Below are 24,558 nucleotides of genomic sequence, written 5' to 3'. Positions count from 1 at the left end.
TCACGATTTTTTCCAATGCGAAAGATCCCGCTTAAGAAGCTTTTCAAGTTTTGCGATGTCTGGCGCAAAATAGGCAGACAGTTCCCGCCGCGTCTCTGACCGCATGGAAGTACGCTCAAGAAGCATCGACTTGGCGCGATTCCCGAGCCGTTCGCGGACACTTTGCGGAATGAACGGCTTGACCCATTCTTTGAGAGGGTGCGGTTTTGACACAAAGTCAAACGCGGCGCGCGAGCGCGGCACACCTGACTCGTTGTGATGCATTTGCGTGTCAATTCGCGCATGCTCGTCAACGCCCAAGAAACGAAACACCCCGCGTACATAGTGTTTACTTTGTTTTGTAAACTCATCAAACAGCATAACGTGAAGCCGCTCTGCGCCAAACACGTCCAAATAGCGCTCGATCTGTTCGCTGTAGCGCCCGAGATCGCGGTACAGCCACATCGGCTCGAATCCTTTTTTCTTGCGCTCCTCTTCAGCAGCGAGGCTGTCTTCAAACGAAAGAGTCTCGCGCGCATCGCGGATCAGATGCATATACGCCGAATACGCGCGGGCTACAGGTTCGCGCAGCACGATGATAATCTTCATCTCAGGGTTATCCGCATAAATTCGTGCCGCCGTCCCCGGATAGTAGAGATAAAACACGGACGACTCTCCCACCGCAGGCTCATCCGTTCGCGCGTCAAAAAGCGCCTCATAGTCGGCGCGCTGACGTATCGTCTCGTCGTTCATGCCCTCATCGCCAGGCCCCGTGAATCGCTCAGGAAAGTCTGGAATCGAATAGAAATGCGCTTCTTTTTTTGTGGGGATATAGATCTCAGGGTGTTGCGCCAAATATCGGTCCAAAGAGCTCGTCCCTGACTTGGCAGCGCCGACGATCAAAAAATTGGGAATCACGCGCGCATCGACTCCTTTGCTGCGTCTTCAACAAAGCGGGCGACTTCTTGGCGACTCTTTAACATCACGCCAGCCCGTCGCAAGTGACCGCCACCCCCGTGACGCTTCGCGAGTTCTAGGATGGGCACCCCTTTGCCGCGCAGGCGTACGCGAATGACGCCAGATTCTTCTTCAATAAACAAGACGGCAATCTTGCAGGGTACCTTTTCAAGCTCTTCAATAAGCAGCGCAGCTTCTTCAGGCTCTGCGCCATACGCGCGAATAGACGCGCGATCAAGAAAGGACCACGCGAGCGCTTCTGTCCTGCGCACGTTTTTGCGCAGGACCGATCCCAAACCAAAATAGGCCGGCGAACGCTGCATAAGATTCGCCGCAATATCCGGTTTGTCAAGCGTTGCGCGCTGCTCAATGACACCTGCCATCTCATACGTGCGCGCAGTCGTATCGCGCAAGAACCACTGCGTATCCGACACAATCCCGGCAAACAGACTCTGACAGATCGCTTCGGTAAAAAGCGACTTGCCCGTCTCTCGCTCCAGATCGAGCAAGAGCATCGTCAACAGTTCAGATGTGCTGCTCGCTTTTGGGTCAATCCAGTTGTAGCGTCCGTATCCTGGATTGGACGCGTGATGATCGATGACAAGATCAAAAGGGAGCAACGCGTGAAGTGCGCCTTGATCCACTTGATCTTCCCGTCCCGCCGCGCGAATCATTTCCCCGACGCTTTCCCGGATCTCTTTTGGCAGCGCAAGGCGCGCATAGTTTCCCGTGTCGAGCGCGACAAAGCAGACAGGTTGGGAATTATCAACCGTTTGCTGACGATACGGAGCAAACAGCCAGTCGAGATACCCCGGCACATCGTGGAGTACCTCCACACGCTTGTCCAAGATCTGAAGCGCCTCTGCAAGCGCAAATACGCACGCCGAATCCGCGTCTCCACGGCGATGGGTTACAAGGACAAACTGGCGCTCCGAGAGAAGCTGAGACTTGACGTTCTCATAGTCCTGATAGACAGTCATTTTGAAACTCCTCACCAAAGGCGCCCCCGTCCATCAAAAAATGGTGCGGCACCCTGTATTCCAGGTCGCAGCCTTGCTCTCTTATGATTCTTGCAGCGTGATCCGCTCAAGCAACCCTTCGACCAATAGCGCGACACACGCTTCAGGTGCGTTCAGATCTGTTCGCAGATGAAACTCGGGATGAAGCGGCGGCTCATAAGGGGAAGAAATTCCCGTAAACTGCAGAATCGTACCCGCCTTTGCCTTTTTATACAGCCCCTTTGGATCTCGCTCCTCGCAAACATCGATTGGGCAATCCACAAACACTTCAAGAAACTCGCCTTCTTCAAACCGTGCGCGCGCCTCATCACGGTCCTTGCGATAAGGAGAGATAAACGCGACGATCACCACGGTTCCCGCCTCGACAAACAGTTTCGACACCTCAGCGACGCGCCGAATATTCTCGCGACGGTCTTCTTCTGAGAAACCCAAGTCTCGATTTAATCCAAGCCGCACATTATCTCCATCTAATAGATACGTATGAATACCGCGACGATAAAGCTCAGTCTCAAGTGCCGTTGCGATCGTCGATTTGCCTGCCCCTGACAATCCCGTCAGCCAGATCGCCGCACTTCGATGGCCGTTTTGTCTATGAAAATCTTCTTTTGTAACGGTTAACTTTACTTCCGTCAAATTCGATGTGTGATCCACGAACGATATACGCACCTCTCGCCATTCTGGCTTTTCTAACGATCTATAGTGACAGTATAGATGATTTTATAAGCGGTTTCGACCCCTCATCGAAAAACCCAACGCACATCCCACGTTTCGGGAATCGCCGCTGGGTTTTTCATCGAATAAAGGGGCTTGCTTCAGCGCCGCTTAACAAAGTTCGTTTGCCCACGTTCCATCGCGGAAGATCGGAATAACGCGTCCTTCGCGATCTTCACCGTCAATGCTCAAATCATCCGATCCGATCATAAAGTCGACGTGTTTGACGCTTTCATTCAAATCGTTTGCAGCCCATTCACTCCGAGCGAGCAAATGGCCGCCCTGAATCAATGGGTACGACTCGCCGATCGCAAGGTGACATGACGCATTTTCGTCAAACAACGTGTTGTAAAACAGGCGCCCACGTTTGGCGATTGGTGAGGATTTCGGCACAAGCGCAATCTCGCCCAAGTAGTGGCTTCCTTCATCCGCCTCGACGATCCTTGCCAGTGCATCCTGCCCTTTGCTTGCGCGATACTCCACGATGCGCCCGTTCGCGAAGCGCAAGTAGATGCCCTCGATGAGACTTCCCTGATGATTGAGCGGCATCGTGCTCGTTACATAGCCGTTTACCCCTGTGCGTTTGGGAACGGAGTAGACCTCTTCGGTCGGAATGTTCGCGGTGAACGAAACACCCGAAGGTGTCTTGTGCTGCGCCGCTGTAAAAAAGTACCCGTCTGGCATCGCAATCTCAAGGTCGGTTCCTGATGAGCGATAGTGAAACTTCGCGATGTTCAGTTCATTCAGCCAGGCGCTTCGCGCAGACAGTGAGTGGAGGTGCGCCTGCCACTCTGCGACTGGATCGTCGGCCGTTGCACGCGTGCAAAAAAGAATGTCATCCCACAGCGCGGCGACGCGCTCCCGTTCGGGAAGGTGACGTTCAACCCAGTTTGCCCACGCCTGCGTCGGCGCCGCAAGGATCGTCCACGCGTACTGATCGTTCGTGCGCTGTTGGTTAAACGCGCGCAGCTCATTCGCCACTGACGTGTTGTACTGGTGGACGCGATCACTCGCGATTCCGTCGTACAGACTGGGATCAGTCGCCGAGATTGCGATAAACGCCGCCTGTTCTGCCGCGAGCTTCTCAATCCACTGTGCATGCCACGCGGCGCGCTGATCAAGCAGTGCGAGGGACCCGTGCTTGAGCGTCTCCCGGCTCCACGCTTCGTCGCCCCACTCCACATGGACATACGAACTGCCTGCCGCGTAAGCCGCCTCCGTGAGTTGACGCGCAAACACAATATGTTCAGGGAGAACCTGGCGCAATCCAAATCCGATGACCAGCGGTTGTCCAGGTTGTACATTGACACCGACGCGCACAGCGAGTTCGGCGTATTTGCGGATATGATCTTCCATCATCAGCGGCCCCCACTCCATCTGCGGATTGTACTGCCACATTTCATTCCTTTCTAGCCTACCACAAAACGGCAAAAAGCCCACACGTCCTCACACGTTGGCGAGTTGTCTGCGACCGATGATCAGTGTGAGCACCGCCAAAGAAACCCCAAATGCTCCCACATAAAAAGGTACGTGCGGATTGAACCAGACGGCCAATTTTCCAGAAAGCCACGGTGCGATTGCACCGCCCATGAAACGTACAAAACTGTATGCCGCTGACGCAATCGGCCGTTCAAAAGGTGAAACGTCCATGACGGCGGTGGTGATGACTGTGTTGTTGATCCCGAGTAAAGCCCCTGCCGCGATGACACATACGACTAGCAGCGGAATCGAGGAAAGGCCAAGTCCCATGACGAAAAGATCGAGCGCGATCAATCCGAGCACTCCGTAGAGTGTCGCGCGCGTACCAAAGCGAACGCGCAGACTCGGTGCGACAAAGACGGATGTAACGGCTAGCGCAACACCCCAGCCAAAGAAAACATACCCCAGGTGATGCGCATCCATATTGAGGACAAACGGCGTATACGCAAGCAATGTAAAAAACCCAAAATTATAGAGGAATGCCGTGATTCCCATGGTCAAAAGACCTTTGTGGCGAAGCGCGCGAAACGGTTCCATAACACTTGAGCGACGGGTCGCGCGTGGCACTTTTTTCAACAAGACGGAAACGAGAATGAAGGCAAGCGCCATGAGTGTTGACACGCCATAAAATGGGCCACGCCAGGAAATGCTTCCAAGCTCTCCCCCAAGCAGCGGCCCCACGGAGATGCCAAGGCCAAGCGCCGCTTCATAGAGAATGATCGCGCCCGCCGTTCCGCCGCTTGCCACGCCGACGATCACGGCGAGCGCGGTCGCGATAAAAAGCGCATTGCCAAGGCCCCATCCCGCGCGAAACCAGACAATCTCCGCGATGGAGTGTGAACTGCCGCCCAGCGCAGAAAAAATGACGATGATCAAGAGGCCTGTCAAAAGGGTCGGCTTAAATCCGATGCGTGAAGAAACCGCCCCGGTGATAACCATCGCGAGCCCCGTGACGAGATTATAACTGCTAAAAAGGAGTTCCACCTGACTGGGTGTGGCGTGCAGCTGTTTCGAGATGGCGGGCAGGATCGGATCAACCAAGCCCAAACCCATGAATGCGATGACGCATGCGAACGCGACAGCATAGACGGCGAGCGGTTGACGGAAAAAGGAGAGGGAAAACGCCCCGTGCCCGTGTGTGCCAGAGGGGGCAGGGGCTCCATTTGAATCTGCGTTTGACGACATGACGATCACTCCATCGCTTAAACTTTTGTTGCAAAATATAGACACGGCCTGCATCGCAAAAAACAGGTTAAATCCCAAAAGTCGGACTTTATCGATTCGTGCCGTTGAGTGCGCTCGGGAACATCCGAAGACGCCTCTCGTTTATTACGTATACCGAAATATCATACGTGAATTTCAAGATTCAATCAAGTCTCTTTCACCTCAAAGAAAAATCTTCCATCCCGCGGCGAAAAAGGCGGAGTGGCCTGCATTCAGCCACCCCGCATGATCACGAAAACGATAGCCCGAGATGGTGGAACATAAACGCATAGCGCTCTGCCATCTCTTGCATGTGGCTGAACCGCCCGGACGAGCCAAAATGACCTGCCCCCATATGCGTCTTTAAAAGCAACATCCGATCATCCGTCTTCATCGCGCGCAAACGCGCCACCCACTTCGCAGGCTCAAAATAGCCAACGCGCGGGTCGTTCAACCCAGTTGTAATGAGCATGTGCGGATACGCCTTAGCCTCAACCTGGTCATACGGACTGTATGATTTCATATAGGCATAGTACGCCGCATCCTGCGGATTCCCCCACTCGTCCCACTCCAGGCTCGTAAGCGGAATCGTCGTGTCAAGCATCGTCGTCACAACGTCCACAAAAGGAACGTCCGCAATGATGACTTGAAAAAGTTCCGGCGCGAGGTTTGCGATAGCGCCCATCAAGAGTCCACCCGCGCTCCCGCCGCGCGCCGCGAGTAACTCAGGAGCCGTGTCATTGCGCGCGATCAGATCCTTTGCAACCGCGATATAATCCGTGAAGGTGTTTCTCTTTTTGAACAGTTTTCCATCCTCATACCACGTGCGCCCCATCTCTGATCCACCGCGGATCTGTGCAATCGCCAATACCAAACCCGCGTCAAGCAGCGGCATGCGCTGTGCATCAAAATTGGCGTCCATGTTGATCCCATAACTGCCGTACGCATACAGCAGGAGCGGGGCAGGCCCCTTCGCCAGTGCTTCGCGATGATACACCAAAAGATACGGCACACGCGTCCCATCCTGTGCGACGGCAAATCGCCGCTCTTGGCGATAGTCATCTCGCGCATAATCACCAGCCACAGGACTCTCTTGCAACACCGTCTTTTCCCCATCGCAAAGATTGAGCGCAATCGTTGTGCGCGGTGTCAGGAAGGACTGATACTCGATGAGCACTTCTTGCGCCATATACTCGGGATTCCTGCCGACACTCACGGTGTATACCGTTTCGTCCCAGGTGAGCGGTTCCAGTTGTCGATCCTGATAGCGCCAGATCTGTGTTGATCCGCCCTCTCGCCCCTCGAGCAGCAGATGATCCGCGAATGGATGTACCGCCTGGAGATAGCGCTTTTCATCATACGGAAACAATTCAAGCCAAGCGCCTTCACTATCCCCGGTCGAGCGTTTAAATAAGGTAAAATTCACCGCATTCTCATTTGTCAGGATCAGAAAGTCTTCTTTCCAATGTTCCAGTTCATAAAGAATTTCCGCTCTGCGCGCCGCAAAAAGCTGGAACGGCTGAAGCGGTGTTTCCGCATTCAAAAAGCGCACTTCACTCGTGGTCTTGGTTGAACTCTGGAGAAAGAGGAAGCGACCTGAGCGCGACTTGTACAAATCGATCGTGAACGCCGTGTCACGCTCTTCATAGATTAGTTCGTCTTCCTGCGCACTTCCAAGTTCGTGTCGATAAAGCCGATACGGGCGCTGCGTCTCATCAACGGTGACATAAAACAGATAGCTCCCCGTCGCGTCCCACTCAAGGCTCCCCGCGATAAACACATATGGAATCTGATCCGAGAGGAGTTCCCCTGTCGACAAATCTTTGACATACACGGTGTATTGATCCGTGCCATCCCGATTCTCAAGATAGGCGAGTCTCATCTGGTCAGGGCTGACCCGCTGAACAGTCACACTCAGATAGCCGCCGTCTTGCGCCAAAACGTTTAGGTCAAGCACAATTTCTTCCTGTGCGTCACTCAACTCGCCGCGATGCACAGCACGCTTTCTTGCATAGATCGGATACTGAAGCGCCTTTTCCTGCCGCGCGTAATAAAAATAGTCCCCGTTTTGCACCGGAACCTGTGCTTCTTCCTCCGGGACACGCGCTTTCATCGCCTCAAAAATGCGGTCTTTGAGCGCCTCGAGCGGCTTCATGTTCTCTTCATAGTAGCGATTTTCTTCTTCGAGATATGCCAAGACTTCAGGGTTCGTCTTTTCACGCAGCCAATAATAGTCATCCTCGCGTTGATCACCATGCAGTGTATGTACATACGGAATGCGCTTTGCCATCGGGCTTCTCATGAAACTCCCCCTCTAAACGTATCCCTCCCATCATAGCACCACGTTCAAGGTTCGCCTATCCACGTATTGAAGAAAACGTTAGAATAAAGACAAACCACAAGAAAGAGGGAAGAGCGACGTGGAGTATACTAAACTGGGAAATACTGGACTTGACGTATCCCGCATCTGCCTCGGCTGCATGAGCTATGGGGTTCCCGAGCGGGGAAACCATCGCTGGGTGCTTGATGAAGAACAGAGTCGCCCTTTTATCAAGCGGGCGCTGGAGCTTGGCATCAACTTTTTCGACACGGCAAACGTCTACTCTGACGGCACCAGCGAAGAGATTGTCGGCCGCGCACTACGCGATTTCGCGATCCGCGACGAGGTGGTAATCGCGACGAAAGTGCACGGGCGCATGCACGCTGGCCCGAATGGCGCTGGACTCTCCCGCAAAGCAATTATGAGCGAGATCGACAAAAGTCTCGTGCGTCTCGGAACAGACTATGTCGACCTTTATCAAATTCATCGCTTTGATTACCAAACCCCGATTGAAGAGACGCTTGAGGCGCTGCACGATGTGGTAAAGGCAGGCAAAGCGCGTTATATCGGCGCGTCCAGCATGTACGCATGGCAGTTTCTCAAAGCATTACATACTTCCGAAAAGCACGGATGGACACGCTTTGCAACCATGCAAAATTATGTGAACCTGCTCTATCGCGAAGAAGAGCGCGAAATGCTCCCGCTTTGTGAGAGCGAGAAAATCGGCGTCATCCCCTGGAGCCCCCTTGCGCGCGGCCGACTCACACGCGACTGGGATGAGAAAAGCGCACGCTCAGAGACAGACGAATTTGGAAAGACACTCTATGCAGCCACGGCTGATGCCGACAAAAAGGTCGTCGAGCGCGTCGCCGAAGTCGCCGCGAAACGAGAAATTCCGCGCGCGCAAGTCGCACTTGCCTGGGTACTGCAAAAGTCGGCGGTCACCGCACCAATTGTCGGCGCAACCAAGATGCACCATTTGGCCGACGCAGTCGCCGCACTCTCCGTCAAACTTACGGAAGAAGAGATTGTGCGCATGGAAGAACCGTACGTGCCACACCCTGTGCTTGGATTCCGCTGATTGAATGATGACGATACGAGATGATCCAAGGTCGGGAGTCGGTGAACGGTGACAAGCGCATCCCCTGCAGGTGACGAAGCGCGCCGCTTCAGGCGCCTCACCCTAACGATGTTGATCATCGTTGCCATTTACGGGCTTCAATACTGGGATTCCCTCTCAGCGCGACCTTGGGTCTATACGTACGTCCTCCTCTGGGCAATCTTCCTTTGGCTTCCCATACGCTATAAGCCAATGCCTGTGATCTTGGGATTCCTCTACGGCTCCGCCGTCTACTGCTTGATTGCCGTCAACATTTTTCACCTGCAACCGAGCGTTGCAAACCTGCTCATCATTCCGGCCGGATCGGTTGCAGCCATACCGCGACTCTCTCGCCGTCAGTCCATCCAAGTTCTTCTCAGCCTGATCGCCGCAAGTTTTATCAGCATAGGCCGTGATCTGCAAAACATTCCGCAGGTGCTCTTTCCGCTCATCGGGACATACGCAGGTGTCTACGCCTCACGCGTGCGCCGCGAAGCGCGAAAACTTGATCGCGCGCGACTCGCCGAGCTTGAAGTGGCACACCAACAACTGCAGCGCGCGCACGACGAATTGCAGGCGGCAACCGCCGAAGCAATGCAGTCTGCCGCACTCGCAGAGCGGGCGCACATCGCGCGCGACATTCACGACGGTGTTGGTCACCAGCTCACATCACTGATCGTTTCGCTGCAAGCGATCGATCTCATGTTGCCCGATGACCCGCGTGGCGCGAAAGCGCGAATCCCCGAACTCTTGCGTGTCGCGCGCGAATCCATGTCGGATGTGCGGGACGCCGTGAAAGTGTGGTCGAAGGATGAGACAAAACTCGGTCTCTCAGCTTTGCGCGGAATTGTTCACCAGATAGAGGTGCGTACAGGCATCCCCTGCGCTTTTCACGCAGACACGAGACAGACGGAATGGTCAGGCACGCTCAGCGCAACGATGTATCGCATTCTGCAAGAAGCGCTGACAAACGCGGTGCGGCACGCAGAGACTGCCGCACTGACCGTGCAGGTTGAAGAAACGGATGAACAGGTGATCCTGTACATCATCGACGAAGGCCGCTTCACAGCGCAGTCCAATCCTCCTGACGGCTATGGAATCGCCCAAATGCGGGAGCGCTGTCGACAGGCTGGCGGATCGCTTGCCATTTATGCAAGAGAGCCTCACGGAATGATCGTCGAGGCCACGTTACCGCTCACCGAACCCTGGCTGAAAGGAGCGCCGATATGACGATCACTCCTCCCCCAATCCGCATCCTTGTTGTCGACGATCAGGCGCTGATCCGCCAAGGTTTCATCTACATCCTTGGCACACAATCCGATTTTCAGGTGGTCGCGCAAGCGTGTGATGGACGAGAGGCCGTCTCGCTTGCTGCAGAGACGAAACCCGACGTGATCTTGATGGATATCCGGATGCCAAACGCAAACGGAATCGAAGCGATGCGAGCCATCCTGCAAGTTGATTCTGCGATCAAGATCATCCTGCTCACCACATTTGATGACGAGGCATACGTTTTTGAAGGCATTCGGGCAGGGGCTGTCGGCTATCTCCTCAAAGACGCGAGTACAGGCGATCTGTTTGACGCGATTCGCGCCGTGCGCAGTGGCCAGGCTGTGTACCGCACCTGTTTTGCGGCCAAAATGATCTCGCAAGCCGTGTCCCATTCTCGGCAATCGTCCCACGAAACTGTGCAGGATGTTGCCTCGGAATCAGCATCGAATGACGGCGCGAATCTACCTGTGTCTTCGCAGCAGGAGACGCTTGCCGAACCGCTGACGGAGCGCGAAGTCGACGTCTTGCAGCAGATGGCCTATGGAAAGCGCAACACAGAGATCGCCACGTCGCTTTTTATCTCCGAAGGAACAGTCAAAACGCATGTGCACCGCATCCTGCAAAAACTGAATGTAGAAGATCGAACGCAGGCCGTCGTTTACGCCCTGCGCTGCGGACTCGTACACTGACAGTCCTCCTAAAGCTCCCACAGCAAGAGGTTTCTCTATCTACAGATAGAGAAACCTCTTCACGCTGTAGATGGATGCGCGATCCATGCGCGCACGCTACACTTATACCCAGATTGGAAGTCTGATGAACGCAGGAGTGAAAGCCCGTGTCGACGGTCATCGAGATGGAAAACGTCTCAAAAGTGTTTGGCAAGAAGCGCGCCGTCCATTCGATGAGCTTTGTGATGGAGCGCGGACATGCTGTGGCGCTACTCGGTCCAAACGGGGCCGGAAAAACGACGAGCATCGCGATGATGCTCGGTTTGACAAAGCCAACGTCCGGCCGCGTGCGCCTGTTTGATGGCGATCCCAAAACGGCGGCGGCGCACGAGCGCATCGGTGTGATGCTGCAAGAGGTCAGTGTCCCGCCGCGGCTCAGCGTGCGCGAGACGATCGACATGTTTCGCGGCTTCTATCCAAGGCCGCTGCCGACAGATCGCCTGCTGCAGGTGAGCGGACTCACAGAAGATCAAAAAACGATGGCACAGAAGCTCTCTGGCGGAAAGATGAGACGACTTCAGTTCACGCTTGCCTTGGCTGGCGACCCGGACGTCCTCTTTCTTGATGAGCCAACCGTCGGTATGGATGTGGCGTCCCGCAGGGCGTTTTGGGATGAGGTGCGCACATTTTTACGCGCAGGCAAAACGTTGATGCTGACAACGCATGATCTGCAAGAGGCTGACATGCTCGCTGACCGCATCGTCGTCATGCAAAATGGCGCTGTGATAGCGGACGCACCTCCTGAGTCGATCAAGATGCAATTCGGCGGACGCACCGTCTCTTTTGTCGCGGGTTCAGACATCGATTTCGAGCGACTCAGGAGACTCCCTGATGTGACGGATGTGCAGACGGTGGGGCGGCAGGTGACCGTGCGCACGCAGAATTCGGACGCGCTACTCAAAACGCTCATCCTCGAGTCATGGGATATCCGGGATATTCAGGTGCACGGCGGGGGCTTGGAAGACGCATTTGTGCGCCTGACTGAAGAAGGGGGGGAAGCACAGTGAGAGCAGCCTTGAACTACTGGAAATACGAGCTCATCCGCACAATGCGTGATCGCCGCTTTTTTCTCCTCACACTCGGAATGCCTGTCATCTTCTATTTCGTCTTTATCAATCAACAAGGTGGCGCACTGCGAATTGCGGGGACGTTTTGGAGTCACTACTTTATGGTCTCCATGGCATCGTTTGGTGTCGTCGGATCTTCGATCAATACGCTTGGCGTACGATTGGCCGCAGAACGGCAGAGCGGCTGGGTGCGCTATTTGCGAACAACCCCGCTCTCCTCCTTCGGATACGCGCTCGCGAAAATCTTGACGCAGTTGACACTCTCTCTCCTTATCATTCTCTGCATTTTTCTCGTCGCGCACTTCTCCCAGAATGTCTCGCTCTCTGGCGGCGCATGGCTTGCGATCACGCTTTGGCTCTGGATTGGTTCCCTGCCGTTTGCCGCGCTTGGCGTATTCATCGGACTGACTGGCAACGCGGCGCAACCGCTCGGAACACTGATGTACCTGGTGGCCTCTATGCTGGGCGGGCTGTGGACCCCCATTCAGGCGTTGCCAAGCGTCATGCAGACCATCGCAAAATGGACGCCTACATACCATTATGCCCACCCCGCGTGGCGCATCCTGGCAGGCCAATCCATTCAAGCGTCGGACATCCTTGTCCTGCTCGGTTGGACGGTCTTGTTTCTTATCGGCTCTGTCGCGCTGCAACGCAGGATCGATACAAAAGCGCAGATGTGAAAAGGCGATCCGGTTGACAGCCGCGCGGCGTAGAACCGGATCGCTCTCTGTCATGCACATTTTGGTACAGACTCCGTACTTGAACCTGATGCACTTAATGAGCGCGCAACTCCCTGCGCAAGAATTTCCCTGTTGCCGTTTTGGGCAGTTCAGGCAGGATCACGACTTGGCGGGGATACTTGTAAGCCGCCATCCGCTTTTTGCAAAACTGGATGATTTCCTCAGGTTCGACGTGATCTACATACTCGTCCTTCACGGCGATAAACGCTTTGACCGTTTCCCCGCGATACGCGTCAGGAACTCCGATGACAGCCGCTTCCTTCACTGCCGGATGTTGATAAAGCATATCTTCAACCTCGCGCGGCCACACCTTGAAACCGGACGCGATGATCATGTCTTTTTTTCGATCGACGATATAAAACCATCCACCCTCATCCATCACGGCTACATCTCCGGTCAAAAAATACCCTTCGTGAAACGCTTTTTCCGTAGCTTCCGGCTTATTCCAATAACCCGCGAAAATCATTGGGCCGCGAACAGCATACTCCCCTGCCATCCCGGCCGGGACCTCGCGTTGCGGATTCTCGACTTCCACGATCCTCGCTTCACAGTTCGGAACAGGGAGACCGATGGACAACGCGCCACTTTGCGGATCCACAGGAGCGCGCTGATAAAGCGGAACGGCGTGTGTCGGTGAGTTGCTCTCCGTCAATCCGTAAATGTTGTGAATGTACACACCAAACCTTTCCTCAAATTGTTCAGTAAGGCTAGGGGGAATCGGCGCACCACCGCTATAGCATTTCGTCAAGGATTGCAGATTTGCCGTACGGCTGGCGGGATGGTTCATCAGGGCAATGAATGCCGTGATCGATGCAACGGTCATGGTGGGTTGCCACATTTGGATCAACCGGAAGACTTCTTGCGGGTCGAAACGATGGAATAATACAAGCGGCGCTCCCGCCTGCATCGACAGCGCAACATGCCCCACCAGGCCCGTGATGTGAAACAGCGGAGCAAGACCGAGTATGCGATCCATCTCCCCCATTTGCATCCACGTCTGGTACACCGTGGCGTTGAAGAGTACGTTGCGGTGAAGGTTCATCGCTCCTTTTGGATTTCCTGTGGTGCCCGACGTATAGACCAAAAAGGCAATGTCATCAGGGCGATTCGCGACGCACACCGAATCATCGGCGGACATCGACACTAACACCTCCATCAAATCATCCGCATCGCCTTGCTTTGCGCGCACGATTTCACGAAACATTGGAATTGCTGCCACGTGCCCCTCCGTCAGAAAATCCGTCTCGTGCGTCACCACCACGTTTTGCACACATGTAACTGGAACGACCGATTTTGCACATGTTTCATACAGCGATTCCAAAGCCACCATGACCTTTGCGCCTGAATCATTCAAGTGATACTCCAATTCCTTTTCCTTAAACATAGGGTTTAGCGGAACAACGATTGCGCCGCGCTTCCACGCCGCGTACTGACCGATCAGGAAGGCTGGATTGTTCTGTGTGTAAATCGCGACACGGTCGCCGCGTCCGACCCCCCACTGCGCAAACTTTGCCGCAAGGCGCGTTGACCATTCATCCAATTGATGATACGACACCGTCACGTCAAAATAGTGAAAGGCTGGGGCATCGGGCGTTGCTTTTGCTCGCGTGAGCAATTGATCCAAAAGCGTACCTTCAGGCGCAGGCAGTTCGCCTGGTACAAAGGAAGAATAGTGACGCAGCCAAGGTTTCTCCCCGTATTTGCTCATAGGCCCCCCGTTCCAGCGCACCGTTGTCGCGCACCCTTTTCACCATGTGAATATGAATACCATCTTTCCTTCATCATTTCTCTTGCGCTATACCTCAATCTCGACTGCCCTCAAACCACCTTTGCGCATTATCAACCATCATCTCCTGCACTTGTTCGGACGTCACTCCGGCCTCTCTTAACTCCGGAAGAATCTCGTCAATAACGTATGACATCGACCATTTCGGAAACATGGCCTGTGCCGCTTCAGGCGGAAACCAGTCAATCGTGCAGCAATAGTCTTGCGACAAAAACATTTTGTTCGCATAGCCACGTTTGGCTAAAGCAACCACGGTATCGTTGCGTCGCTCCGCTGAACAGCCAAACGGATAGGTCAACCCGTAACGATCCATTCCGATAAACGGACCTCGCTCCAAAACCTTTAAAATATACTCCAGACTGTCTGTGTCGCCACAGTGTCCAATCAATACACGACTTGGATCAACGCCCTCATCTTCAAAGAGATCCAATTGTTTCAATCCGGTTCCACTTGCCGGATGAGAATGCGTCATGATAGGAACGCCCGTTTGCTTGTGCGCGCGCGCCGCCGCGCGAATGACCTTTTCCACATCTGGCGTGACCCCTTGGGCATCCGTCGCACACTTTAGAAACCCCGCGCGGATCGATGTGTTTTGTATTCCCGCCTCAATGTCGCGCACAAACAAATCTGCCATATAATCAATGTCGCGATTTTGAAAATGCGGCGGTATGTAATGATAGGAATAAATCCCCGTCGCAGCGATGATCTGCATCTCTGTTTTGTGCGCGACACGCTCCATAAACCGAATATCGCGCCCCAACTCCATAACTGTCGGATCGCAAATGGTCTTGACTCCCCGCTCCTTTACCGCGAGAACCTGTTCGACAGCTTTTTGAAAATCGCGTTCATCATCATACAGATGGGGAAATTGAACCGCCACCGATTCCGAGCGTACCCGCAAGTGTTCATGAATCAACGTAATGCCAAGCTCTGAGCTGTCAATCGCACCTGTCAAGGTTTGAATTTTCGCCACAACGATCACCCTTTCCCCTACGTTCTCAAACGTTTGGCTTGCTCTTGCTCCTGCAGCACTCTCCACAAAACCTTGCCACTGCCTGATACAGGCAATCGTTCGACAAACTCGATGACTCTTGGACATTTGTACACGGCCATATGATCCTTTGCCCATTCCATGATGCCTTCTGCTGTAACGGAAGAACTCGAATCCCGCTTTAGCACGATAAATGCTTTAACGGTTTCTCCCCTTCGCTCGTCAGGAATGCCAATCACACAAGCCTGTTCAATCGCCGGATGTCCGTAGAGAAGTGCCTCCACTTCTGTCGGCCACACTTTAAACCCAGAGGCATTGATCATGCGTTTCACACGATCCACCATAAAAAAGTAACCTTCATCGTCATACCGTGCGATGTCGCCTGTGCGAAAAAAACGCTTCCCATCCAATTCGATAAAGGCTTTTTGATTCTCGTCCGGTCGCTGCCAATATCCGAGAAAAACCTGCGGCCCGTGAACGATAACTTCTCCTTCTTCATGAGGTCCGCACTCGCGCATGGTCTCCGGATCGATTACACGCGCATCGACGTTAAACGACGGCACGCCCATACACTGCATCTTCGGACGGTCAGGCGGATTAAAGTGGGTTTGCGAAATCGTCTCTGACAAACCGTACCCCTCCACATAGCGAAGCCCAGTGCGTTTGAGCAGTTGTTCACCGACAGCTTCTGGTAGCGTAGCACCGCCTCCACCGATGACCGCAAGAGAGGACAGATTGAATTGACCCAGGTTCGGATTCCCTAAAAAGTCAATGACCATCGTTGCTATGTTGGTCCAGTGTGTACACTCTAAGCGCTCGATAAGTTGCGCCGCCACTTCTCGATTCCAACGTGTCATGATCACCATGGTGGCACCCGTATAAACGGATATGAGCATGCTGTGAACCATCCCGGTTACGTGAAACAACGGCAGTGTCGTCAAGATGACACCGTCTGCCGTCGCGCCAAACCAATGTACAGCACCCAATACATTGGCCTGCACCGTGCAATGCGTATGCATGCATCCTTTGGGGCGTCCTGTGGTGCCTGATGTGTAAGGAAGCACCGCGAGATCATCGGTTGCACCGATCTCCGGTCCAGGCTCCACCTTTTGCGCCAACACCTGTCTCCAAAGCGCAACGGGTGACGTGAATTCACGCTGAGCGCTCGCCTTCACCTCCTCTGGCAACTCATACACAGATGATGCGGGAAGGTAATCAGAATAGGCTGCACAAAGCACATGGGCTAAACTCCCTGCGATGTGAAGCGGCGCAATGCGAGGGTATAATTCCTGTCCAACAATGGCGATGGACGCGCGACTGTCTTCGAGATAAAAGGCCAGCTCGTCTGTCAAATTCATCGGATTCACAGGTACGACAACTCCGCCCGCGCGCAGAATCGCATGAAACGCGATGACATACTGCGGTGAATTCTGCATGTAAAGAATCACGCGATCTTCTCTTTTTACTTGACACACATGTCGCAAGTAACCAGCAACATGATCAACCTGCTCTTTCAGCTGCCGATAGGTGAGTGTCGCACCATAGTAATGAATGGCCGCTTTATTGGGATAGCGCCGGGTTGACACCGCGAGATTGTCGTAAAGCGTTGTCCCAGGGACGGTGAGCTTGAACGGAACCCGTTTTGGCCAATGGCAAAAATGGTTTGTCAGCATGGCACTCCTCCGTTTAGATCGAATATTATGAATACTATTCAGATAAAAAATGACGTATTCTATTTGATCGCACAAAGAGTACTGATAAAATAAGTATCCGCCACGAAGAAAACGCTGTCAATATAAAATTTTCAGTTTCCACACGCGATTTTCAGTTCACTATGAAGCAGTGCAAAATGATTAGTTAAAGGTACTTTCAAGCAATCAATGCTAAGCTGAATCTCGTTGATGATTACCCCCTCTAGATCCTTGCACTCCTCTTTTGAGGAGTGCCTTTTTGTCTGATCACTTTTCACCCGTCTCACGCAGTCAAGAAAATCTGGTTCAACACATGACTGCATGGAACCTCTTATTGCCGTCGATGTCTTCGCCTGCCTCTTCGATAGGAAGAGCTTCGCCTAATCCAGTGTGGATGACCACCCCCGATCAGATAGAGGAACAACGCAATAAGGAAAAGTCCTACCAGAAAATCAAGATCGAATCGCACCTGTAGCAGACCCACGAAGAACAAAAAGAATATAGAGATCAGCAAAAGGAATCCGGCTAGATTCCGCACACGATTCCCTCCTTTTCTTTAAGATACGCACCATTTCACGAACATTGAAACGGACAAACGCCTTTTTCATCAGAAAATGACACCTCCTACAATTCCGAATCAGACAATACACAAAATAAACCGCCTCAGATTTGAATCAATCCAAGACGGTTCTGACTTTCTCGATGGAGCGGATGGAGGGAATTGAACGCGAAACCAAGGAATCACTGTGGATTCGTAGTCCAAATCCCAGCTTGATTGACCAATACCCGTTGTGGAAGTTTCAGGATGGAAAGCACAAGATCCGCCACATCCTCTGGTTGCAACATGCGGTCTTCATCGCCAATCTTCAGTCCAATATTCGAAGCAAGCTCTGTATTCACGGTACTCGGGGTCAGTGCCGTCACACGAATGTTAAATTTACGGGCTTCCTGCATCAGTGATTCCGTAAACCCGATAACGCCAAATTTGGATGCGGAATATGCCGATGTTGTTGCGTTTCCTCTCTGACCTGCAGTAGAACTGACATTGATGATATTTCCTGTATTCCGCCTCATCATGTCTGGTAGTACAGTTCGTGTCACATAGTAGGTTCCAAACAAGTTCACTTTGACAATATGTTCCCAATCCTCCGGATTCATTTCAGCAACTGAACCAAACTGCGCAGTCCCAGCGTTGTTAATGAGAATGTCTATCGGCCCCAAATCCTTGCTCAATACTTCAATCGCGGATTCCACCTCTGTGCGATTCGACACGTCCGCCGCAGCCGCACTAACTCGAACACCGTGTGAATTCTGAAGCGTAATTGCCAAGGAGTCAAGATCTGTACGCGTCCTTGCAAGGAGTCCAAGATGCACTCCTTCAGACGCAAGTTTCACAGCGATGGCCTTTCCAATCCCTTTTCCTGCCCCTGTTATTAATGCAATTTTTCCATGCAAGCTCATTTCGTCACCTCAGATTTGAATTTATCTTTCTCTACTCCCCGGTTTGATCGTCATGTTTTGTTAAAACCAGACAGACAACTACGAGGGTTGGGTGGTCGGCCGAACGAGAATTTCATTGACGGACACCCGTTCCGGCTGGTCAATCGCATAGAAGATTGCGTTTGCAATGTCTTCTGATTGCAATGCCTGTGCCGCCCCCCGCGACTTCAATGCAGATAGCGCATCTTGATCGGTAATCGTCGTCAACAACTCCGTCTCTACCAATCCAGGCGAGATAATGGTCGCGCGTATATTAGAGGTTGGTGACAACTCCATACGGAGACCCTCTGTGATGGCTCGAACCGCAAACTTCGTTCCACTGTATACTGCTCCTGCCATCCCAACTCGATGGCCCGCGACAGAAGAGACATTTATGATATGGCCGCCACGGTTCCGCTCCATGATAGGTATTGCAGCCGCAATACCATAAAGAACGCCTTTAATATTTACGTCTACCATTTGGTCCCACTCGTCAACCTTGCGTTTATTCAAGAACGAGAGTGGCATGAGCCCTGCATTATTTACCCAGACATCAATTGTTCCGTACGTCTTCAAGGCAAACTCCGCCAAACCCTGTACATCCTCCATCGACGTAACATCTGCGCAAAAATAACTTGCCATCCCACCAGCTTGTGTAATTTGATGTACAGTCTCTGCCAAGCGTTCCGCTCTTCGCGCAGATAAAACAACCTTCGCTCCACCTTGTGCCAAACGGGCTGCCGTAGCCTGTCCAATACCGCTACTGGCTCCCGTGATAACAACTACCTTATTTTCAACCATTGTGATTTTCTCTCCATTTCCGACGTCTCGGCGATCTGAATAGTTTACCCGAGCAGAAAACGCACTCGGGCAACTAGAACTGCATCTGGGTTACGACATCTTCAAGACCGCTCGGAACCTGGCCTGTCCTGAAATCATATGCTCGTATGCTTCGTTCACTTGTTCAAGACGAAAGGTTTCAATGCGTGGGCGGACACCGGTTAACGCACTAAACTTTAATGTATCCTCCGAGTCTTTCCCAGTACCGCTATACCAGCCTTCGACCGAGCGCCCGAAAAGCAAAAGCTGCAGCGGAGATACTTCAAGAGGTTCACCCGATGCTGCCGCAATGAGGAGCTTACCGTGCTTTGACAGACCATCAACAAGTTCTGTTATTGCTTTACTGTTAGGCGCAGTCGCGAGAATGACACGCGCTCCGCCAAGTTTGGCAAGTTCTTCACCCACATTAGCAGTTGCTGTATCAATATAAAAGTGGGCTCCAAGTTCGCGCGCAAGTTCCTCTTTTTGCTTTCCACGAGAGAGTGCTACTGTGTTAAACCCCAATTTATTCGCATATTGGATTCCTAAATGTCCCAACCCGCCCATACCTTGGATTGCAACAAGATCTCCGCCCCTTGCTCCACTATTTCTAAGCGCGTTGTATGTTGTGATGCCAGCACAGAGTAGCGGCGCAGCTCGGCATCCGATAATTCATCCGGAATTCGAGCAAGTGCTTCCTGTGGAGCCACCATGTACTCCGCATAGCCACCATCATAAGAAACACCACAAGTAAGTCGATGAACACAGTTTGCAAAATCCCCCTCGCGGCAAGCATCACATGTAAAGCAGTGCCCGCCGTGCCAACCGACCCCAACTCGTTGGCCTTTATGCCAGGAGGTTACCCCTTCGCCAACTTTTTCAATGACGCCGGCTATCTCATGACCCGGGATTCGAGGATACTCCATGCCAGGAAATAACCCTTCCTTGACCATCTCATCACTGTGACACACACCGCAAGCCTGCACCTTAATCTGAACCTGCCCTCTGCCTGGTTCAGGAATGGGCCTTTCGACGATTTCAAACTGTCCACCAGGCTTAGCTATTTGGGCTGCTTTCATCATAGCCATATGCACTGCACATCCTCATCATTGTTTTGGTTACAGACTAACGTATTATGAACTTCTCCGGAAATATTTATAAAATTTATCGCTCCGGTGAAATTCAAGAAGACAAACTGGGGATTGATTTACGATCATTATGGGGTTTGAAACGTTGTCCTGTTACTATAGAAGGTGGACGGGCTTAGTTACAGCGCGATCGAACACATGTGGCTCATCCTCCGTCACCATTTCTCACACATCTACACACTTACAGAACCTTTATGCACAAAAAAAGATCCCAGCAGGATCCTTTTTAAAAAATATGGAGCGGGTGATGGGAATCGAACCCACGCTATCAGCTTGGAAGGCTGAAGTTCTACCATTGAACTACACCCGCACATGTATATGGCGTGCCCGGAGAGATTCGAACTCCCGACCCCTTGATTCGTAGTCAAGTACTCTATCCAGCTGAGCTACGGGCACTTAAAGATCCTGGTGGGCCCACCAGGACTCGAACCTGGGACCAACCGGTTATGAGCCGGCCGCTCTAACCAACTGAGCTATAGGCCCATCAATGGAGCGGAAGACGGGATTCGAACCCGCGACCCTCGCCTTGGCAAGGCGATGCTCTACCCCTGAGCCACTTCCGCGCAACAGAATGTATTATAACGCAGGCAATCCAAAAAGGCAAGGATCGTTGAAGGTATCGATTCGAAACTCCTTTTTACACGGTGGATCGCTTAAGCGTGACACCGGTCTTCGGTCGATCAGCATATCGCAACTTTCGCGCAGGCTATGTACCGTGAATTCAGAAGTCTTTCAGGCAGTGTTTATCCAACTGGTCGCCTAGATTCTCACGTCTTTTCCATTGTGCGTCGACTACCGGAAATTTGATCAACTACAACGCAAAGAGACGATTGCTAGACGTCTGCATGAGTATGCAGCACCCCGGGATAAGATGTTGGCTTTGTTGATCGCCTGTCTTCGCAGAATGGGAGAACGAACTTCCCGGGGAAGACACGTATATAATGTGGAAGCGATCTTTGTGTACACCCTGTGGCAGTACGAACAGAGCAAAGCAGATCATCTCAATGATCGGACATATGACCCGTGATCTGAATAGAACTCCTGTAAATGAATGAAGGGTACTGTTGCATGCAAGTTGTGTTTTTAGCGCACCGACTGTAAACTGTTACGAATTGTCAAAAACAAACGTTCACACGCCTCGCTCGCCCGCCTTTTTTTCAAGCGACGCCAAGCTCACAGACTGACGAAGATACGCCTCTCGACGCATCTCATACAGCGCTTCCCACTGCGCTTCGAGACGATTCGCCTCCGCAATCTGGCGAATGCGTCCCGCCAGCGCTTGATCGTTCGTCTGTTCAAACGAGACATTCAAGACATCCGGCACAGCGCGCACCGCCGCGATCTCTGTTACCCCAATGCGCCCCGCGCGCTCGTAGCGGCGTCCAATGCTGACAATCTCATCTTCTTTTTCCCAGGCGCGCACGCCGGAAGTCGCCCGCTGATGCTCACAGAAATCGAGAAAAGACTGGTTGAGCACACGATCGACATGTGCGCGTTCCGCATCCAGCAGCAATTTGAAAAACGCATCCACCGGATACGATTTGCGAATCTCCGCAACGCTAGCTGATACGTAGCATTCGTGGCGTGCCAGATAAAAAGAGAGCGTTTCGATCGAGCGATCACCGCGTTCAAGTTGATCAAGCAGATAATAGGCAAAAAGTTGATCGCACGCACCCTCCACCGCGAGATGGCGAGCCGTCTTCACCTCCAACATGTGCCCATCCATCACGGCATCCACTGCCGCTTCAGGTTGTCCAAGTGCCGCGGCATAAGGGATCGGTTGATGGACAGACAGTTCATGCACATCCTGTGTCAACGGTACATATTCACCCGCAAGGCGCGTGATATCCTGTTTGATACGCTCTAGCAAATCCGCGCGCGCCGCTTCTTCGTGCGCGAGTCCCTCTTCAGAAAGCGCGCTATACCACGCAAACGCCGCACAGTCTTCAAGAATCGGGCGTGTCAAACCGCGAATGTAATCGTATCGCCGAATCAGTCGATCACCAAAGTGAATCGCCAAATAGGCGCTTACTTCATCCTCCGCAGCATCGCGCCGCGATTGGGCGCGCCGCTTTAGTCCCGACACGCCAGCTTCTTCATATATCCGACGGTACGAATCAAGCGTCCTTCGATACTGCGTGCGAAGGCCTGGAAGTGCCACCAGTGATAATCCGTGCGGGTCAAGATCAACCGGCAGCTCTCCCGTCGCGCGAAACGGAAATCCACGTTCAACTCGCTTGCCAAACTGCCTCTGCCAGGTTGCCATCAACCAATACGTAAATGCGAGACCGCTGACCGGGACTTCTCGCGAAGAGAGCAGGTATTGGGTTGAGTGTCGCGAGCGTAAGCCGATTATCGGTTTACCGTCAGGGGTTCGAAAAAACTGTGCAAGTGACGGAAGCTTCTCTCGCCCCTTCTTCATCTCTCTGCGATGCCCGATCCTCGATAACGTCATTTGACACCTCTAGCGCTTTGAAGTTTCGTCCTGATGCCTCATCAACGGAAACAGCAACACATCGCGAATCGAAGGCTGATCCGTCAAAAGCATCACAAGACGATCAACGCCGATACCCAGGCCACCTGTGGGAGGCATGCCGTACTCCAATGCCATGATGTAGTCCTCATCCATTTCATGAGCCTCATCATTCCCCTGCTCACGCTCCAGCAGTTGTGCCTCAAAGCGCTCTCTTTGGTCAATCGGATCATTCAACTCCGAGAACGCATTTGCATACTCGCGCGCTGAGATGAATAATTCAAAGCGATCTGTAAACCGCGGATCGTCTTTATTTTTCTTCGCAAGCGGCGATATTTCCACAGGGTGTCCATAGACAAACGTTGGCTGAATAAGCGTCTCTTCTACCTTCTGTTCAAAAAAGGCGTTGATGATATGCCCAATGCGATCATTCTGACCATACGTGACACCGTGCTTGCGGGCAAGTTCGCGCGCTTCATCCAGATCATTCACCTCAAAAAAGTTTACCCCGCAGGTTTCTGCAATCAGATCCACCATATGCGCACGCTTCCAGGGCGTCTTTAGAGAAATTGGACGATCTGCATAGATGATCTCCGTCGTGTGGCACACGTCAAGCGCAATCTGCTCAATCAAGCCCTCCGTGAGTCGCATCATATCCTCATAATCCATATACGCCGCATAGAGCTCCATCATCGTAAACTCCGGGTTGTGTCTTGTTGACACCCCCTCATTTCGATACACACGCCCAATCTCGTACACGCGATCCAGCCCACCCACAATCAAACGCTTCAAGTGGAGTTCCAGCGCAATTCGCATGACAAGAGGCATCTCCAGTGCGTTGTGATGCGTGTGAAACGGCCGCGCCGCGGCGCCCCCGGCAATCGCGTGGAGCGTCGGTGTCTCAACTTCAAGAAATCCTTGCGCCTCCAAATGCTTGCGCATGGACTGAATAATTTTACTCCTGTTGATAAACGTGTTGCGCACCTCTGGATTGACAATCAAATCGACATAGCGTCTGCGATAGCGCGTCTCGACATCCTTCAATCCATGCCATTTCTCAGGAAGCGGACGGACAGCTTTACTCAGCAGCTCAAACGACTCAACATGGATTGTAACTTCACCCCGCTGCGTCTTAAACAGGTATCCAGTGACGCCAAGAATATCTCCGATATCAAGCATCTCAAAACGTGTATATCCTTCTGCGCCGAGGGTATCAACACGCGCGTAGATCTGCATCAGACCTTCCTGATCCAGCAGATGGACAAACTGCGCCTTTCCGTGACCGCGCCGCGATGTGATCCTCCCTGCGACCTTTACGTTGATGCGTTGTTGATCAAGTTCCTCTCGCGTCATTGATTCACCAATCTGCTGTACATCTTGGGCATGGTGCGTCACTTCAAATTTCTGGCCAAACGGATCAATGCCAAGCGCACGCCAGTCCGCAAGCTTCAAAAGACGCAACGCGCGCTCACTGCGACTGACGTTCTCCCCTTCTGATCCATTAGCCTGTCCATTTAGATCCCCTAGGTTTGTTTCCAAAACCAATGTCCGCCTTTCATCGCTCTGTGTAATTATCGGAATGTTTCAATCAATACGT

At 52.7% G+C, this 24,558-nt stretch carries 20 protein-coding genes and 4 tRNA genes; 5 read left to right on the top strand and 19 right to left on the bottom strand.

Annotated features, from left to right (window positions below):
* The 6 genes from ATW55_RS05670 to ATW55_RS05640 all read right to left on the bottom strand — a co-directional run bounded on the left by ATW55_RS05670 (position 1) and on the right by ATW55_RS05640 (position 7,650).
* Positions 1-897, bottom strand: coding sequence for a sulfotransferase family protein (locus tag ATW55_RS05670; protein ID WP_067713821.1), 897 nt, complete (start codon positions 895-897; stop codon positions 1-3).
* Entirely contained in the window at positions 894-1,916 is a 1,023-nt protein-coding gene (locus ATW55_RS05665; RefSeq protein ID WP_067713817.1) for a DHH family phosphoesterase, read from the bottom strand. Before ATW55_RS05665 ends, ATW55_RS05670 begins: the two co-directional genes overlap by 4 nt.
* Positions 1,917-1,997: 81 nt before the next feature.
* Positions 1,998-2,606, bottom strand: a complete 609-nt coding sequence (gene cysC, locus ATW55_RS05660) for an adenylyl-sulfate kinase (RefSeq protein ID WP_067713812.1) — start codon at positions 2,604-2,606, stop codon at positions 1,998-2,000.
* A gap of 171 nt (positions 2,607-2,777) precedes the next feature.
* On the bottom strand, positions 2,778-4,064 hold the full coding sequence (locus tag ATW55_RS05655) for an aminopeptidase (RefSeq protein WP_235587018.1): 1,287 nt from the start codon (positions 4,062-4,064) through the stop codon (positions 2,778-2,780).
* 48 nt (positions 4,065-4,112) lie between these two features.
* On the bottom strand, positions 4,113-5,330 hold the full coding sequence (locus ATW55_RS05650; RefSeq protein WP_067713809.1) for an MFS transporter: 1,218 nt from the start codon (positions 5,328-5,330) through the stop codon (positions 4,113-4,115).
* Positions 5,331-5,598: 268 nt separating this feature from the next.
* The gene (locus ATW55_RS05640; protein ID WP_067713804.1) at positions 5,599-7,650 is read right to left on the bottom strand and encodes a S9 family peptidase; all 2,052 of its coding nucleotides are present in this window, start codon (positions 7,648-7,650) and stop codon (positions 5,599-5,601) included.
* Between the two features lie 118 nt (positions 7,651-7,768).
* On the opposite strand from ATW55_RS05640, the gene ATW55_RS05635 reads away from it, so the two are divergent.
* From ATW55_RS05635 to ATW55_RS05615, 5 genes are all read left to right on the top strand, one after another.
* Positions 7,769-8,749, top strand: coding sequence for an aldo/keto reductase (locus ATW55_RS05635; RefSeq protein WP_067713802.1), 981 nt, complete (start codon positions 7,769-7,771; stop codon positions 8,747-8,749).
* Between the two features lie 48 nt (positions 8,750-8,797).
* Positions 8,798-9,997: a sensor histidine kinase gene (locus ATW55_RS05630; protein ID WP_067713798.1), complete on the top strand. Its 1,200-nt coding sequence runs from the start codon at positions 8,798-8,800 to the stop codon at positions 9,995-9,997.
* A 2-nt stretch (positions 9,998-9,999) separates the two neighbouring features.
* Entirely contained in the window at positions 10,000-10,728 is a 729-nt protein-coding gene (locus ATW55_RS05625) for a response regulator (RefSeq protein ID WP_423742955.1), read from the top strand.
* 146 nt (positions 10,729-10,874) lie between these two features.
* Positions 10,875-11,774, top strand: coding sequence for an ABC transporter ATP-binding protein (locus ATW55_RS05620; RefSeq protein ID WP_067713790.1), 900 nt, complete (start codon positions 10,875-10,877; stop codon positions 11,772-11,774).
* Entirely contained in the window at positions 11,771-12,514 is a 744-nt protein-coding gene (locus tag ATW55_RS05615; RefSeq protein WP_067713787.1) for an ABC transporter permease, read from the top strand. Before ATW55_RS05620 ends, ATW55_RS05615 begins: the two co-directional genes overlap by 4 nt.
* 94 nt (positions 12,515-12,608) lie before the next feature.
* Here ATW55_RS05615 and ATW55_RS05610 read toward each other — a convergent pair whose 3' ends face one another.
* The 13 genes from ATW55_RS05610 to lysS all read right to left on the bottom strand — a co-directional run bounded on the left by ATW55_RS05610 (position 12,609) and on the right by lysS (position 24,422).
* Positions 12,609-14,282: an AMP-binding protein gene (locus ATW55_RS05610; RefSeq protein WP_067713783.1), complete on the bottom strand. Its 1,674-nt coding sequence runs from the start codon at positions 14,280-14,282 to the stop codon at positions 12,609-12,611.
* 94 nt (positions 14,283-14,376) lie between these two features.
* Positions 14,377-15,333: a phosphotriesterase family protein gene (locus ATW55_RS05605; protein ID WP_067714030.1), complete on the bottom strand. Its 957-nt coding sequence runs from the start codon at positions 15,331-15,333 to the stop codon at positions 14,377-14,379.
* A 17-nt stretch (positions 15,334-15,350) separates the two neighbouring features.
* Complete coding sequence (locus ATW55_RS05600; RefSeq protein WP_067713780.1) at positions 15,351-17,024, bottom strand: long-chain fatty acid--CoA ligase; 1,674 nt, start codon at positions 17,022-17,024, stop codon at positions 15,351-15,353.
* Positions 17,025-17,783: 759 nt separating this feature from the next.
* Positions 17,784-18,503 (bottom strand): 3-ketoacyl-ACP reductase, encoded by a 720-nt coding sequence (locus ATW55_RS05595; RefSeq protein WP_067713777.1) that lies wholly within the window; start codon positions 18,501-18,503, stop codon positions 17,784-17,786.
* Between the two features lie 78 nt (positions 18,504-18,581).
* Positions 18,582-19,322: an SDR family oxidoreductase gene (locus ATW55_RS05590; RefSeq protein ID WP_067713772.1), complete on the bottom strand. Its 741-nt coding sequence runs from the start codon at positions 19,320-19,322 to the stop codon at positions 18,582-18,584.
* A gap of 90 nt (positions 19,323-19,412) precedes the next feature.
* Positions 19,413-19,898: a zinc-binding dehydrogenase gene (locus ATW55_RS16720; protein ID WP_235587017.1), complete on the bottom strand. Its 486-nt coding sequence runs from the start codon at positions 19,896-19,898 to the stop codon at positions 19,413-19,415.
* On the bottom strand, positions 19,886-20,428 hold the full coding sequence (locus ATW55_RS16715) for an alcohol dehydrogenase catalytic domain-containing protein (protein WP_235587016.1): 543 nt from the start codon (positions 20,426-20,428) through the stop codon (positions 19,886-19,888). Before ATW55_RS16715 ends, ATW55_RS16720 begins: the two co-directional genes overlap by 13 nt.
* A gap of 296 nt (positions 20,429-20,724) precedes the next feature.
* Positions 20,725-20,798: transfer RNA gene (locus tag ATW55_RS05580), tRNA-Gly, on the bottom strand.
* Between the two features lie 9 nt (positions 20,799-20,807).
* Positions 20,808-20,884, bottom strand: a tRNA-Arg gene (locus ATW55_RS05575).
* A gap of 10 nt (positions 20,885-20,894) precedes the next feature.
* Positions 20,895-20,971 (bottom strand) — tRNA-Ile (locus ATW55_RS05570).
* Positions 20,972-20,976: 5 nt separating this feature from the next.
* Positions 20,977-21,051: transfer RNA gene (locus ATW55_RS05565), tRNA-Gly, on the bottom strand.
* A 566-nt stretch (positions 21,052-21,617) separates the two neighbouring features.
* Entirely contained in the window at positions 21,618-22,943 is a 1,326-nt protein-coding gene (locus ATW55_RS05560) for a hypothetical protein (protein WP_067713768.1), read from the bottom strand.
* 9 nt (positions 22,944-22,952) lie between these two features.
* Positions 22,953-24,422, bottom strand: a complete 1,470-nt coding sequence (gene lysS / locus ATW55_RS05555) for a lysine--tRNA ligase (protein ID WP_067714026.1) — start codon at positions 24,420-24,422, stop codon at positions 22,953-22,955.
* Positions 24,423-24,558: the final 136 nt, after the last annotated feature.

Source organism: Ferroacidibacillus organovorans (assembly GCF_001516615.1).
GTDB lineage: Bacteria > Bacillota > Bacilli > Alicyclobacillales > SLC66 > Ferroacidibacillus > Ferroacidibacillus ferrooxidans_B.
Note: the sequence above shows the minus strand (reverse complement) of the source record. Positions and strands in the feature narration are given on the sequence as shown.

Excerpts from the sequence above, each read along its gene's own strand:
- ATW55_RS05665 (WP_067713817.1), bottom strand. The coding sequence starts at position 1,916 with ATGACTGTCTATCAGGACTATGAGAACGTCAAGTCTCAGCTTCTCTCG.
- ATW55_RS05655 (WP_235587018.1), bottom strand. The coding sequence starts at position 4,064 with ATGTGGCAGTACAATCCGCAGATGGAGTGGGGGCCGCTGATGATGGAA.
- ATW55_RS05650 (WP_067713809.1), bottom strand. The coding sequence starts at position 5,330 with ATGTCGTCAAACGCAGATTCAAATGGAGCCCCTGCCCCCTCTGGCACA.
- ATW55_RS05640 (WP_067713804.1), bottom strand. The coding sequence starts at position 7,650 with ATGAGAAGCCCGATGGCAAAGCGCATTCCGTATGTACATACACTGCAT.
- ATW55_RS05610 (WP_067713783.1), bottom strand. The coding sequence starts at position 14,282 with ATGAGCAAATACGGGGAGAAACCTTGGCTGCGTCACTATTCTTCCTTT.
- ATW55_RS05600 (WP_067713780.1), bottom strand. The coding sequence starts at position 17,024 with ATGCTGACAAACCATTTTTGCCATTGGCCAAAACGGGTTCCGTTCAAG.
- ATW55_RS05595 (WP_067713777.1), bottom strand. The coding sequence starts at position 18,503 with ATGAGCTTGCATGGAAAAATTGCATTAATAACAGGGGCAGGAAAAGGG.
- ATW55_RS05590 (WP_067713772.1), bottom strand. The coding sequence starts at position 19,322 with ATGGTTGAAAATAAGGTAGTTGTTATCACGGGAGCCAGTAGCGGTATT.
- ATW55_RS16715 (WP_235587016.1), bottom strand. The coding sequence starts at position 20,428 with ATGGCTATGATGAAAGCAGCCCAAATAGCTAAGCCTGGTGGACAGTTT.
- ATW55_RS05560 (WP_067713768.1), bottom strand. The coding sequence starts at position 22,943 with ATGACGTTATCGAGGATCGGGCATCGCAGAGAGATGAAGAAGGGGCGA.